The 12830-nt window shown below is 65.3% G+C and carries 12 protein-coding genes; 6 read left to right on the forward strand and 6 right to left on the reverse strand.

The features are described from left to right. Nucleotides 1-16: 16 nt before the first annotated feature. Genes AC1D1L_RS16360 through AC1D1L_RS16370 form a run of 3 tightly spaced genes read right to left on the reverse strand, consistent with a single transcriptional unit; the run spans nt 17 to nt 2306 of the window. Nucleotides 17-844 (reverse strand): C40 family peptidase, encoded by an 828-nt coding sequence (locus AC1D1L_RS16360; protein ID WP_477342588.1) that lies wholly within the window; start codon nt 842-844, stop codon nt 17-19. A gap of 47 nt (nt 845-891) precedes the next feature. Further along, a complete protein-coding gene (locus AC1D1L_RS16365) occupies nt 892-1836 on the reverse strand; it encodes a CHAD domain-containing protein (RefSeq protein WP_477342589.1) in 945 nt (314 codons plus the stop codon). Continuing rightward, nucleotides 1833-2306 carry a CYTH domain-containing protein gene (locus tag AC1D1L_RS16370; RefSeq protein WP_477232271.1) on the reverse strand — a complete coding sequence of 158 codons (474 nt, stop codon included), beginning with the start codon at nt 2304-2306 and terminating at the stop codon, nt 1833-1835. Before AC1D1L_RS16370 ends, AC1D1L_RS16365 begins: the two co-directional genes overlap by 4 nt. A gap of 92 nt (nt 2307-2398) precedes the next feature. On the opposite strand from AC1D1L_RS16370, the gene AC1D1L_RS16375 reads away from it, so the two are divergent. Genes AC1D1L_RS16375 through AC1D1L_RS16390 form a run of 4 tightly spaced genes read left to right on the forward strand, consistent with a single transcriptional unit; the run spans nt 2399 to nt 6097 of the window. Then, the gene (locus AC1D1L_RS16375) at nt 2399-3097 is read left to right on the forward strand and encodes a CerR family C-terminal domain-containing protein (protein WP_477342590.1); all 699 of its coding nucleotides are present in this window, start codon (nt 2399-2401) and stop codon (nt 3095-3097) included. Next, nucleotides 3094-4047, forward strand: coding sequence for an HlyD family secretion protein (locus tag AC1D1L_RS16380; RefSeq protein WP_477342591.1), 954 nt, complete (start codon nt 3094-3096; stop codon nt 4045-4047). Before AC1D1L_RS16375 ends, AC1D1L_RS16380 begins: the two co-directional genes overlap by 4 nt. Continuing rightward, on the forward strand, nt 4044-4964 hold the full coding sequence (locus AC1D1L_RS16385) for an ABC transporter ATP-binding protein (protein ID WP_477342592.1): 921 nt from the start codon (nt 4044-4046) through the stop codon (nt 4962-4964). The genes AC1D1L_RS16380 and AC1D1L_RS16385 overlap by 4 nt, the downstream gene beginning before the upstream one ends. Then, entirely contained in the window at nt 4961-6097 is a 1137-nt protein-coding gene (locus AC1D1L_RS16390; RefSeq protein ID WP_192257116.1) for an ABC transporter permease, read from the forward strand. Before AC1D1L_RS16385 ends, AC1D1L_RS16390 begins: the two co-directional genes overlap by 4 nt. A gap of 4 nt (nt 6098-6101) precedes the next feature. Here the strand turns inward: AC1D1L_RS16390 and AC1D1L_RS16395 are convergent, their stop codons facing one another. From AC1D1L_RS16395 to AC1D1L_RS16405, 3 genes are read right to left on the reverse strand one after another with little or no spacing between them, the layout of a single operon-like run. After that, nucleotides 6102-6701 (reverse strand): DNA-3-methyladenine glycosylase, encoded by a 600-nt coding sequence (locus AC1D1L_RS16395; protein WP_477342593.1) that lies wholly within the window; start codon nt 6699-6701, stop codon nt 6102-6104. Nucleotides 6702-6718: 17 nt separating this feature from the next. Beyond that, entirely contained in the window at nt 6719-7099 is a 381-nt protein-coding gene (locus AC1D1L_RS16400) for a nuclear transport factor 2 family protein (protein ID WP_477342594.1), read from the reverse strand. Between the two features lie 8 nt (nt 7100-7107). Beyond that, entirely contained in the window at nt 7108-8085 is a 978-nt protein-coding gene (locus AC1D1L_RS16405; protein ID WP_477342595.1) for a threonine/serine dehydratase, read from the reverse strand. Nucleotides 8086-8283: 198 nt separating this feature from the next. On the opposite strand from AC1D1L_RS16405, the gene AC1D1L_RS16410 reads away from it, so the two are divergent. Together AC1D1L_RS16410 and AC1D1L_RS16415 are read left to right on the forward strand one after the other, a co-directional pair. Then, nucleotides 8284-10305, forward strand: a complete 2022-nt coding sequence (locus tag AC1D1L_RS16410) for a hydantoinase/oxoprolinase N-terminal domain-containing protein (protein ID WP_477342596.1) — start codon at nt 8284-8286, stop codon at nt 10303-10305. A gap of 280 nt (nt 10306-10585) precedes the next feature. After that, nucleotides 10586-12760, forward strand: a complete 2175-nt coding sequence (locus tag AC1D1L_RS16415) for a malate synthase G (protein WP_477342597.1) — start codon at nt 10586-10588, stop codon at nt 12758-12760. Nucleotides 12761-12830 lie beyond the last annotated feature (70 nt).

Here is a 12830-nt window from a genome sequence, read left to right on the forward strand (position 1 = left end):
GAGCCGCGCCAAGCCATCACGTGTCTGAGGCGATTGCGCCAGCCTTCGCGGCTGGGGCGTCTGTGTTTGCCTTGTCGTCCCAGGTCACCGCCCGGTAGTCGAAACCATATTCCAGCGTCGGCTTGACGATGCGGAAAAAGGGCGACAGGTCGAAATCGCGCGGCGTGTAGAGCGAATGGTGGCGGATGTGGAGGATTTCCCGGCGTGAATAGCTCGACTGCGCCGAGGCGCGGCCGGGGGCGCGGGTGATCTCGGGCAGGATCGGATAACGGATCTCGCCATAGGCCTCGGCAATCAGCGTCGAGCAGATGGCGCGTGTCGGATCGCCGGATCCGAAAGCCAGCATGCGGCGGCGCCAGCGCACCGGCACCGGCGGCGCCGGCAGGAAAAAGCGCAGCATGTCGAAGATGTTCTTGAGGTCGTATTTCAGGCCGAGCTTGCCGATCATGAAGGCGACGACCTTGTCGCGGTCTTCCGGCGTCAGGCCGCTCGCGCGACAGATGCGCGTGTTGTAGGTGCGGTAGCGCGACAGCGGCACGGCGACACAGCCTTCGCCGAGCGTAACCTCGATCAGGCGCGGCCGCTCCGACCCATCAGCGGGTTCGGACAAGGCATCGCCAACATAGAAGGCGGCGTGCGACCATGTCGACTGGGTCAGGTATTTGATGACCGCGGAGATCTTCTGGTTGCCCTCGATGAGCAGGATGTCGCCGGGTTCGAGCGCGCGACGCAGCGTCTCGGCGTCGGACGGCGTGTAGGGCTCATAGCCGGAGGATTCGTCCTGCAGCCGGCCGGCAAGCCAGCGGCCAAGTCGGTCGAGAAGCGTTTCGGCGGGCGCGGTCATCGTAGAGCGTGACTAGCACGGGCCGACCGGCAAGGGCCAGCGCGCCGTCAACCGACCGGAACGCCCGTCTGTTCCTGCGGCGCTGGGCCGGCGAGGTCGTCGCGCGCATTGCGGGCAAGTTTCTTTGTCGAGCGCTTGGGGTTGTCGCCGAACAGGTCGGCGGCCCCGGCGAGACAGGCCTTCTTCAGGCTCTTTTCCGAGCGCTTCAAAAGCTTGCCCAGAAGCTTGGTGTCCTGGGCATCGCCGAGCGGTTCGTCGTCGGCTTCGAGCAGGGCGCGCATGACGAAGACATCGTGCAGTTCGCCCAGCTTTTCGCCCAGTTCGTCGACCGCCTTGCGCCGCACCTTGATCGGCGTTGGCCACAGCCGGCCGAGCAGCGACAAATGCATCGAGTGGGTCTTTGCCGCCTTGCGCAGGTCGTGGAAATCCTCGGCCTCACCGCGCGATCCCGCTCTGTCCAGCGCCTTCCTGGCGCGGCGCAAGGTCTTGCGGGCGCCGTCGGCGAGCACGTCAGCGGCGTGTTCGGGCAAATCCGGGAGCAGCAGCCGCTCTATCCGGATCAGGCCTTCCTCGCAGGCGGCGGTCGCAGCACCTATGGCGGCGTCGAGGCCGGCGCCGGCATGCATTTCATGCTGGCGGGCAATAAGCCGATCGCGCACGCTGTCGAGGCCGCCGCCGGCAACATGCTCTGGAAAGGCGGCCGCCAGCCGGTCGATGGTCTCGACCAGCGCGGTTGCTTCACGCGGACCCGCCAGAAGGGCCGCCACCTGGCGGTAGCACTGGTTTTCAGTTTGGCAAAACGTTTCGTTACCGGAATGGACCAAGCGCAGCAAGGCGCGCGCGCTCTTCAGCCGCTTGCGGCATTTGTGCAGCGCCTGCTCCGGCCGGTCGTGCGCCGCGGCCAGATGCGCAAGCGCCTTGCCGATTTCCTCGCCAAGGATGCGTCTGACCTCGCCGGTCAGCGGCAGGCGCGGATCGATGCGAAAACTCATGCGGCGATCTCCGGAATCCCCCCAAGGGCGAGCGACGCGTTGTAAAACCTTTGCTCGCCGGTCACTTCGCGGCCGAGCCAATCAGGCAGCATTTCGTCAGGTACATCCTCCGGCGTCTCGAGCTCGGCCACCACAAGGCCGGCAAGAATTCCGCCGAAAACATCGACTTCGTAGAGATAGCCGCGATGCCTAACATGGTGGCGTGTCTTCTCGATGACATGTCCGATGGCGAAGGCCAGCATCTCCTCGGCATCGGCCAGCGGGATCGGATACTCATACTCGTCGCGCTCGCGGGCGCGGCTGCCGAATTTGAGCGTCAGTTTCGCCGAACTACCGTCGCTGATGCGCACGCGCACGGTGCGGCCAGGGGCTGCGGCAAGGTAGAACTGGCGAATGCGGATATCCGCCTCGGCCAGATTGCGCCATTCGGCGCTGGAGACCAGGAACTTGCGTTCGACTTCCTTGCCCATGGCCGCGCACTTAAGCGTCTGCGGCTCGACATGGCAAGCCGGCACAGAGAATCAATTTGACTTTAATCAATCGATTGATTAAAGTCGCTGACATGATCAAACCAACACCCGGTAGAACGCCCCGCCAGGAGACATCGCCTGCCGAGCAGACGCGCGCCGCACTTGTGCTGGCCGCGCTCAAACTGTTCGGACGGCAGGGCTTCGACGGCACCTCGACGCGCGAGATCGCGGCGGAGGCCAAGGCCAATATAGGCTCCATCGCCTATCATTTCGGCAGCAAGGAAGGGCTGCGCGCGGCCGCCGCCGACCACATCGTCGAGACCATCCAGGCAATTGCCGGACAGGCGATCGGGCCGGCGTCGGCTCCGTCCACCCCCGAGGCCGCCAGGGCGCAGCTGGTCGCCGCGCTGGAGCGCATGGTGGGGTTCATCGTCGCGAGTCCCGAGGCTGGCGAAATCGTACAATTCGTACTTCGCGAGCTCTCGCATCCCACGGCAGCGCTCGACCGCATCTATGCCGGCGTGTTCGAGCCGACGCATCGGCGGCTCTGCCAGGTCTGGGAACAGGCGACCGGCGAGCCGGCCGAGAGCGAGGCCACCAAGCTCACGGTTTTCACGCTGATCGGCCAGGTCATCTATTTCCGCATCGGTCGCGAGGCGGTGCTGCGCCGAATGGGCTGGCGCGAGATCGGCGCCGCGGAAGCCGCCAAGGTGGTGGCGGTCGCCACCAACAACCTCGAGGCCATGCTGGGCGCGCGCAAGGCGGCCGCCCGCAAGGAGGGCAAGCGATGAGTTTTCTCTGTTCCCTGCCGCTCGCGGCCCAGCTGTTCAGCGCCTGCGCGCCGGCGGCACCCCTGGCCGTCGGCTATGTCGAGGGCGAGTATGTCTTGCTGGCGCCGATCGAGGTGGCGCAGGTCGAGACCGTCAAGGTCAAGCGCGGCGACCGTGTCGAGCCCAACACGCCGGTGGTGACGCTGGAAAGCGCCGACGCCAAGATTGCCGTGGCGCAAGCCGAAGCGGCGCTCGCCCAGGCGCAGGCGCAGCTTGCCGATCTGCAGGTCGGCAAAAGACCGGAAGAGATTGCCGTGCTGAAGGCCGAGGTCGACATGGCCCGCGCGCAAGCCACCGACGCCAGGCGCCGCTATGACCGCGCCAGCGATCTGTTCAAGCGCGGCACCGGCACGCAGGCTGACTACGACACCGCGTCGGCGACGCTGGAGACGGCCAATGCGCAGGTCGGCCAGGCGGAAGCCAATCTCGCGGTCGGCGGTCTGCCGGCGCGGCCCGAAACGATTAAGGCGGCCGACAACCAGGTCAAGCAGGCGCAGTCGGCACTGGAACAGGCTGAGTGGCGGCTGTCGAAGCGGGTGCTGGCGGCGCCCTCGCCCGGCCGCGTCAACGACGTCATCCGCAACCCCGGCGACACCGCCGGCCCGACCGCGCCCGTCATCTCGATGCTGCCCGACGGCGCCGTGAAACTCAGCGTCTATATCCCGGAAAGAGCCTTTTCATCGATCAAGGTCGGCACGCTGCTTTCCGTCCATTGCGACGGCTGCGGCGAGGGCGTGAAGGCGCGCGTCAGCTATGTCTCGCCCGATCCGGAATTCACCCCGCCGGTGATCTACTCGCTCGAGAACCGGCAGAAGCTGGTCTACCTCGTCGAGGCGCGGCCGGAGGGCGAGGTACAAGCGCTGCAGCCGGGTCAGATCGTCGATGTCGAGCTGGCGGTCTCCGCAAAATGAACGCCATAGACGTCCATGGCCTGGTCAAGCGTTTTGGCGACAAGACCGTCGTCGACCATGTGACGATGTCGGTGGCCGAAGGCGAGATCGTCGGCTTTCTCGGGCCGAACGGCTCGGGCAAGACGACGACCATTCGCATCATGTGCGGCCTGCTGACGCCCGACGAGGGCGAAGGCACGGTGCTGGGATTCAACATCCGCACCGAGTCGCTCCGGATCAAGCGCGAAGTCGGCTACATGACGCAGAAATTCTCGTTCTACGAGGATCTGACGATCGGCGAAAACCTCGAATTCGTGGCGCGGCTCTACCGGCTGAAGCCGGTCGAGGAGCATGTGGCGCGCACGCTGGAAGAACTTGGCCTGACGACGCGGCGCAACCAGCTCGCCGGCACGCTGTCGGGCGGCTGGAAGCAGCGTCTGGCGCTCGCCGCCTGCATCATGCACAAGCCGAAGCTGCTGCTGCTCGACGAGCCGACCGCCGGCGTCGACCCGAAGGCGCGGCGCGAGTTCTGGGACGAGATCCATCGCCTCGCCAGCGGCGGGCTGACGGTGCTGGTCTCCACCCATTACATGGACGAGGCCGAGCGCTGCCACCGCATCAGCTACATCTCCTATGGCAAGATGCTGGCCACCGGCACGGTGGACGAGGTGGTGAAGAATGCCGGGCTGACCACCTTCGTGCTGCAAGGGCCGCGCCTCGACCAGGTCGCCGATGCCCTGAAGGAACGGCCGGGCGTCGACCAGGTTGCGCCGTTCGGCGCCACGCTGCATGTCGTTGGCTCCGACAAGGCTGCCCTGGAAAAGGCGCTTGCCGATGTGGAGAAGGAGCACAAGGGCGTCAGCGTAAAACCCGGCGAGACCAGCCTCGAGGATGTGTTCATCCAGTTCATGTCAGGCTCGAAGGACAATATGGCATGAACAGCGTCTTCTCCTTCGCCAGGCTCGGTGCGCTGCTGATCAAGGAATTCATCCAGATGCGGCGCGACCGCATCACCTTCGCCATGATGCTGGGCGTGCCGCTTTTACAGCTGGTGCTGTTCGGCTATGCCATCAACAACGATCCCAAAAGCCTGCCTGCCGCACTCGTGGCGACCAGCAACGACCCCTACACCCGCGCCATTGTCGCGGCCCTGCAGACGACCGGCTACTACCGCTTCGACCATGTCGCGCAAAGTGCCGAGCAAGCCGAATTCCTGATGGCGCGCGGCGACGTTTCCTTCGTCGTCACCATCCCCGCCGATTTCGGCCGCCGGGTCGAACGCGGCGACAATCCGCAAATCCTGATCGAGGCCGACGCCACCGATCCGGCCGCCGCCAGCGGCGCCATCTCGACTCTAAGCACCGTCGCCAGCCAGGCGCTGCTTCGCGCGCAAGGCATGCAGGAGGCGGCGGCCGAGAACGCCAGGGGCCAGCTCGACGTGGTGGTGCACCGGCGCTACAACCCGGAAGGCATCTCGCAATACAACATCGTTCCCGGGCTGCTCGGCGTTATCCTGCAGATGACCATGGTGATGATGACCTCGATCGCGCTGACTCGCGAGACCGAGCGCGGCACGATGGAGAACCTGCTGGCCATGCCGTCCAGTCCGCTCGAGATCATGCTGGGCAAGGTGCTGCCCTATCTGGCGGTCGGCGCGGTGCAGGTGGTGGTGGTCCTGGCGGCGTCGAAGCTTTTGTTTGCCATCCCGTTCACCGGCTCGATGTCGTTGCTGCTCACCGCCGTGCTGGTGTTCGTGCTGGCGCTGGTGCTTCTCGGCTACACCATCTCGACCATTGCCCGCACGCAGATGCAGGCACTGCAGCTGACCTTCTTCTTCTTCCTGCCGTCGATCCTGCTGTCGGGCTTCATGTTCCCCTATCGCGGCATGCCCGGCTGGGCGCAGATCTTTGGCGAGATTTTCCCGCTGACGCATTTTTTGCGCATCACCCGCGCGGTGATGCTGAAAGGCGCCGAGCTGCCGGCGGTGGCGGGCGAGATCACCTGGCTGGTTGCGTTTGTGGCTTTGTTTGCCGGCGTCGCATTGGTGCGGTTCAGGCGGACACTCGACTAGGCTCTCAAGGGTTGAACGATTTTGGACCGCTGACGAAAGGGCTCCCCTTGACGTAAAATCGCAGCGGGCGGTCTGCATCCTTGGTAATGCCGATGCGGATGCCTTGGCCGATGTCGCCGGCTTGATGCTCATCTTCGGCCAGCCATAGCGGGCCTTGCCGGCACAGATCGAGGCCGTCGAGCGAACGGTCGATCCGCAAGGCCTGGGCAAGCCGTCCCGGCCCGCGCGCCAGGTCACGCAAGCGCTCGACACCTCGGTTCTCCCGCATAAGCGGAATGCCTTCGAGCGGTTCGAGCGCCCGGATCAGGATGCCGGTGCCGGTCCCCGCCCTCTCGCTCGAGACGTTAAGCATCCAGGAGACGCCATACGCGAGATAGACATAGGCGTGTCCGGGTCCGAGAAATAGCGAGCGATTGCGCGGCGTCATGCCGCGATAACCATGGCCGGCAGCATCGCCGACCACATAGGCTTCGGTCTCGACGATGCGGCCGCTGACAATGCCTTCCGGCAGCTCCCGCACCACCAGTCTGCCGATGAGGTAGCGGGCCAGAGCAGACGTATCTTCCGGCAGTTCGGCGCGGTCGAGCGGGCCATGGCCGGTCATGCTATCGCCGCCTGGCTTCAAGATATCCGCTCGACCCATTGCGCGCGCGAAGGTCCCGGCTCGAACGGGTCGCCGAAATACTGGGTCTCGCGGGCCACCTTGCCATCGACGAACTCCATAATGCTCACCGTATAGGAGGGAACGCCGTCATAGGTCAGGACATATTCGGTGATCCAAAGGTCGCCTGAGCCGATGATCCTCCGCACCGCGAAGCGCTTCTGATTGGGCTGCGCGGCACGCGACGACTGGATGTTGCGCCGCCCACGAATGCGCTCGCCCGACTGCGGATAGTCGAGCACCGCGTCGTCGCGATAGATCTGATGTTCCGCCTCGAAATCATTGGCATCGGAGGCCACCCAATGGCGATCCAGAGCCGCTCTTATGTCAGAGTCTGCCATCTCGGTTATCAGGCCGCGGCCATGATCTCGGCATAGGTGCTGAAATCGACATTGCCGCCCGACAGCACCACGGCCACGCATTTGCCCGACAGCTCGATCTCGCCTGACGAGAGCGCTGCCAGCGCTACGCAGCCGCCGGGCTCGACCACCAGTTTTAGATGGGCCATGGCGTCGCGCATTGCTTGCGCGGCCGCCTTGTCGGAGACGGCGATCGCGCCGGCCAGGTTCTTGCGGTTGATCTCGAAAGTGATGGCGCCAGGCTCTGCGGTGAGGATGGCATCGCAGATCGAGCTGTGGCCGGGTTCGTTAGAAACCCTTTTTCCCTCGATCAGCGAGCGGCGGGTGTCGTCGAAATGCTCGGGCTCCACCGCCCAGACCGCCGTGTCCGGCGAAGCGTCCTTGACGGCGATCGAGATGCCGCTCGACAGGCCGCCGCCGCCGCAGGGGATGAGAACCGCGGCGAGGCTGACGCCGAGCGCCTTGGCCTGGCGCATCAGTTCGAGGCCGATCGTGCCCTGGCCTGAGATGATGGCCGGATCGTCGAAGGGCGGCACCAGCACCATGCCCTTGTCCATATAGGGGCGCACCACGGTCATGCGGTCGTCGCGAAAACGATCAAACGGCACCACCTCGGCGCCCATCTTGCGAACGTTGGCGATCTTCATTGCCGGCGCATCGGCGGGCATGGCGATTACTGCCTTGACGCCGAACATTGCGGCGGACACGGCGACGCCTTGAGCATGGTTTCCGGAAGAAAAGGCGACCACGCCGCGGCCGCGCTCTTCCTCGCTCAGCGTCGACAATTTGTTGTAGGCGCCGCGGAACTTGAACGAGCCGGTGCGCTGCAGCGTCTCCGGCTTGAACAGGATGCGGCCGCCGAAGCGCTTGTTAAGTTCCGGCGATTCGATCAAGGGCGTTTCGACGATCAGGCCGGAGAGCCGCGCAGCGGCGGCGTGGATGTCGGCAATGCCGGGAAGCGTGGTCATGACGAAGTCCTGAGAGGGATGAGATCGGCGCATGGTGCACGCAAAGGCAGGCCGCGCACCAATGAAAAAATGTGACCGTTACAAAGTTTGGCGGGCATGAGCGGCGAGGAGGAGGGTCAAACTGGCCCACCTCTCCCGCCTTTATCCGCGAGGCCGTATCGGCTAAGGGCGGGGGAACAGAATTCCGGACCGCCAGAAATGACCGCCAAGCCCACCCCCCTGTTCCTCGGCATCGACACCGGCGGCACCTATACCGATGCCGTGCTGTGGTCTGAACAAGGCGGGCCAAAAGGCAAGGTGCTGGCCAAGGCCAAGGCGCTGACCACGCGGCACGATCTTGCCGTCGGCATTTCCGGTGCGGTCGACGCGGTGTTGGAGAAATCCGCCACCGACCCGGCCGCGATCAAACTGGTGTCGATGTCGACGACGCTTGCCACCAATGCACTGGTCGAGGGCCAGGGCGGTCGCGTTGCGTTGATCATGATCGGCTTTACCGAAGCCGACCTTGCCCGCGACGGGCTGAAGACCGCGCTCGGCACCGACCCGGTGGTATTTTGTCAGGGCGGCCATGATGTCCACGGCAATGCGGCCAAGCTCGACCTCGCAGGCCTCAAGGCGGCGCTGCCCGAACTCGGCGCCTCGGTGTCGGGCTTTGCCGTCTGCGCCTATTTTGCCACCCGCAATCCGGCGCATGAGCTTGCCGCGCGCGACCTGATCCGCGAAAAGACCGGCCTGCCGGTCACCGCCAGCCACGAATTGTCAGCTAAGCTCGGCGGCCCGCGCCGCGCGCTCACCACTTTGCTCAACGCCCGGCTGATCTCGATGATCGACCGGCTGGTGGCGGCGACTGAGGGCTTTCTCGAGGCGCGCAAGATCGCCGCACCCCTTATGGTGGTGCGCGGCGACGGCGCGCTGGTTTCGGCCGCCTTTGCCCGCCAGCGGCCGATCGAGACGATTTTGTCCGGCCCGGCCGCCAGCCTGGTCGGCGCCCGCCACATGACGGGCTTGAACAACGCCATGGTTTCCGACATTGGCGGCACCACAACGGATGTCGCAGTGCTCGATGGCGGCCGCCCGCGGCTCGATCCCGAAGGCGCCACGGTCGGCGGCTTCCGCACCATGGTCGAGGCGGTGGCCATGCGCACCTTCGGTCTCGGCGGCGATTCCGAAGTGGCGCTGGAAGATGGCGCGCTCAACCCGAAGATCCTGCTCGGCCCGCGCCGCCTGGTGCCGCTGGCGCTGGCCGGAATGATGCATGGCGTTGCAGTGACATCGGAACTCGAACGCCAGCTCCGCGCGCCCAATCCCGGCCGCATGGATGGCCGTTTTGCTCTGCGCACCGGCGTGCCGGACAGGCTTGCCGCTGGTCTGACGGCGCCCGAGGCAAAACTCTACGACCAGATCGGCACTGTGCCGCTGGCCGTCGACAGGCTGCTGGCCTCGAACGCCCAGAACGCCACGCTGAACCGGCTGGTCTCGCGCGGCCTCGTGCACATCTCCGGCTTTACGCCTTCGGACGCCGCCCATGTGCTGGGCAAGCAGGCCAATTGGGATGCGGCCACCGCTCGGCTCGGCGCCGAACTCTTCGCTCGCAAGCGCGACGGCCGCGGCCAGAACATTGCCGCCTCGCCGGAAGTAATCTCCGAACGCGTGCTGGTGACGCTGACGCGCTGGTCGGCCGAATACATTCTGGAAACCGCCTTTGCCGAGGACGGCCTGGATGGCGCTGCCACCGTCGCGCATGCGCTGGTGCAGCGCGCCGTCGATGCCCACCCCGGCATCGCCAGGCTCTCGGTCGCGCTCGATCGCCCCGTCATCGGCCTCGGCGCCTCGGCGCCGCTGCACTATGCCGGCTTGGCCGAGCTGGTCGGCAATGAATGCGTGGTGCCGGAAGACACCGACGTCGCCAACGCCCTCGGCGCCGTCGTCGGCCAGGTCCGCGTCTCGGCCGAAGCCCGCGTCAGCCAGCCCAAGGAAGGCCTGTTCCGCCTGGCCTCGGGGCAAACGGTGCGCGATTTCACCGACGAGGCCAAGGCGATCGCGGCGGCGGAAGCCGATGTGCGGGCCATTGTTGCCGAACGGGCGAAGGATGCCGGCACCGACAATGCCGAGATCGAAGTAGCTACCGAATTCCGCGTCTCCACAGTCGAGGCCCAGCGCATGTTCATCGAAGCGCATGTGGTGGCGGTGGCCTCGGGTAGGCCAAGGATTGCGGTTTGAGGGTGCCCTTTCCTTCTCCCCGTTTCACGGGGAGAAGGTGCCCGAAGGGGCGGATGAGGGGCAGCGCCAACGAACGCGGTTTCACTGTACCGCCACTTCACATATCGCCGAGCCGCCCCTCATCTGGCCGCCGCCATCTTCTCCCCGTAGAACGGGGAGAAGGACGCTGTCGCCGCCGTCTTCGCCAACCTGCCAAAATCCCGCCTTCACCCTAAGCTGAATTGACCCTTCACCCCTGACATGCCAAAGGCCGCAAAGCCTTTCATCTGGAGAAGCCCTGATGACCGATCGCGTCGAGATCGCCGGATTGCGGATTGCCCGCGAATTGCACGACTTCGTTGGCAACGAAGCGCTGCCGGGCACCGGCATTGCGGCCGACGCTTTCTGGACCGGCCTTTCGGCCATCGTGCATGACCTAGCGCCGAAGAACCGGGCGCTGCTGGCCAAACGCGACGCCATGCAGGAGCAGATCGACGCCTGGTACCGTGCCAATGGCGCGCCCATCGACATCGAGGCCTACAAGATTTTCCTCAAGGAGATCGGCTATCTCGTTCCGGAAGGCCCGACCTTCAGCGTCAGCACGGACAATGTCGACCCCGAAATCGCCGTCGTCGCCGGGCCGCAGCTGGTGGTACCGGTGATGAATGCGCGCTATGCGCTCAACGCCGCCAATGCCCGCTGGGGGTCGCTCTACGATGCGCTCTACGGCACCGATGCCATTCCGGAGGCCGGCGGGGCCGAGAAGGGCAAGAGCTTCAACCCCGTGCGCGGTGCTAAGGTGGTGGCCTGGGCGAAAAACTTCCTCGATGAGGCCGTGCCGCTCACCTCCGGCAAATGGGCAGGGGTGAACGGGCTTACCGTCCAGGGCAGCATCTTGCGGCTCAGCGCCGGCGCCGGCGGCACCACGCTGGCCAACCCGAAACAGTTTGCCGGCTATCGTGGCGACCCGGCCAACCCTGAAGCCGTTTTGCTTACCCAGAACGGCCTGCACATCGAAATATCAATCGACCGCGCCAACCAGATCGGCCGCACCGACCCTGCCGGCATTGCCGATATCGTGCTGGAATCGGCGCTGACCACCATCCAGGACTGCGAGGATTCTGTCGCGGCGGTGGATGCAGAGGACAAGGTCGTGGTTTACCGCAACTGGCTCGGCCTGATGAAGGGCGATCTCGCCGAAGAAATCAGCAAGGGCGGCAAGACTTTTGTCCGCAAGCTCAACCCCGACCGCGCCTGGACGGCGCCGAATGGCGGTGCGCTCACACTGCCCGGCTGCTCGCTGATGCTGGTCAGAAACGTCGGCCACCTCATGACCAATCCGGCGATTTTGGATCGCGATGGCAACGAGGTGCCGGAAGGCATCATGGATGCCGCAATGACGGCGCTGATCGCGCTGCACGATGTCGGCGCGAACGGCCGCCGCGCCAATTCTCGCGCCGGCTCGATGTATGTGGTGAAGCCCAAGATGCACGGCCCTGAGGAAGTGGCTTTCGCCGTCGAGATTTTCGACCGCGTCGAAGCGCTGCTCGGCATGGCCAGAAACACCATCAAGATGGGCATCATGGACGAAGAGCGGCGCACCACCGTCAACCTCAAGGAGGCGATCCGCGCGGCGAAGGAGCGCGTCGTGTTCATCAACACCGGCTTCCTCGACCGCACCGGCGACGAGATCCACACTTCGATGGAAGCCGGGCCGATGATCCGCAAGGGCGACATGAAGCAGGCCGCCTGGATTTCCGCCTACGAGGCCTGGAACGTCGATAAGGGCTTGGAATGCGGTCTGGCCGGCCACGCCCAGATCGGCAAGGGCATGTGGGCGATGCCCGATTTGATGGCGGCGATGCTGGAACAGAAGATCGCCCACCCCAAGGCCGGCGCCAACACCGCCTGGGTGCCGTCGCCGACGGCGGCGACGCTGCACGCCACCCACTACCACAAGGTCGATGTTCATGCCGTCCAGGTGGCGCTGAAGAGCCGGCCAAAGGCCAAGCTCGATGACATCCTTTCGGTGCCGGTGGCGGTGCGCCCGAACTGGACGCCGGATGAAATCCAGCGCGAGCTCGACAACAATGCGCAAGGTATTCTGGGCTATGTCGTGCGCTGGATCGACCAGGGCGTCGGCTGCTCCAAGGTGCCGGACATCAACGATGTCGGCCTGATGGAAGATCGCGCCACGCTGCGCATCTCCTCGCAGCACATCGCCAACTGGCTGCACCACAAGGTCTGCTCGCAGATTCAGGTCATGGATTCGCTGCGCCGCATGGCGGCAATCGTCGACCTGCAGAATGTCGGCGATCCGCTCTACCGGCCGATGGCCGCCGACTTCGACAGTTCCATCGCCTTCCAGGCCGCCTGCGACCTCGTGTTCAAGGGCCGCGAACAGCCGAATGGATATACCGAGCCGGTGCTGCACGCGCGGCGGCTGGAGCTGAAGGCGAAGCAGGGCACGGTCTGATTCAGCCCGGCCGGAGGTAATTGCTTGTTACTGGCCGCTCCGCATCTGAGGCGGGATCCGCATGTGGTCG

This window comes from Mesorhizobium sp. P2_D6 (genome assembly GCF_056404315.1).

Excerpts from the sequence above, each read along its gene's own strand:
- AC1D1L_RS16395 (WP_477342593.1), bottom strand. The coding sequence starts at position 6,701 with ATGACCGGCCATGGCCCGCTCGACCGCGCCGAACTGCCGGAAGATACG.
- AC1D1L_RS16375 (WP_477342590.1), top strand. The coding sequence starts at position 2,399 with ATGATCAAACCAACACCCGGTAGAACGCCCCGCCAGGAGACATCGCCT.
- AC1D1L_RS16385 (WP_477342592.1), top strand. The coding sequence starts at position 4,044 with ATGAACGCCATAGACGTCCATGGCCTGGTCAAGCGTTTTGGCGACAAG.
- AC1D1L_RS16360 (WP_477342588.1), bottom strand. The coding sequence starts at position 844 with ATGACCGCGCCCGCCGAAACGCTTCTCGACCGACTTGGCCGCTGGCTT.
- AC1D1L_RS16415 (WP_477342597.1), top strand. The coding sequence starts at position 10,586 with ATGACCGATCGCGTCGAGATCGCCGGATTGCGGATTGCCCGCGAATTG.
- AC1D1L_RS16405 (WP_477342595.1), bottom strand. The coding sequence starts at position 8,085 with ATGACCACGCTTCCCGGCATTGCCGACATCCACGCCGCCGCTGCGCGG.
- AC1D1L_RS16390 (WP_192257116.1), top strand. The coding sequence starts at position 4,961 with ATGAACAGCGTCTTCTCCTTCGCCAGGCTCGGTGCGCTGCTGATCAAG.
- AC1D1L_RS16410 (WP_477342596.1), top strand. The coding sequence starts at position 8,284 with ATGACCGCCAAGCCCACCCCCCTGTTCCTCGGCATCGACACCGGCGGC.
- AC1D1L_RS16400 (WP_477342594.1), bottom strand. The coding sequence starts at position 7,099 with ATGGCAGACTCTGACATAAGAGCGGCTCTGGATCGCCATTGGGTGGCC.
- AC1D1L_RS16365 (WP_477342589.1), bottom strand. The coding sequence starts at position 1,836 with ATGAGTTTTCGCATCGATCCGCGCCTGCCGCTGACCGGCGAGGTCAGA.
- AC1D1L_RS16380 (WP_477342591.1), top strand. The coding sequence starts at position 3,094 with ATGAGTTTTCTCTGTTCCCTGCCGCTCGCGGCCCAGCTGTTCAGCGCC.
- AC1D1L_RS16370 (WP_477232271.1), bottom strand. The coding sequence starts at position 2,306 with ATGGGCAAGGAAGTCGAACGCAAGTTCCTGGTCTCCAGCGCCGAATGG.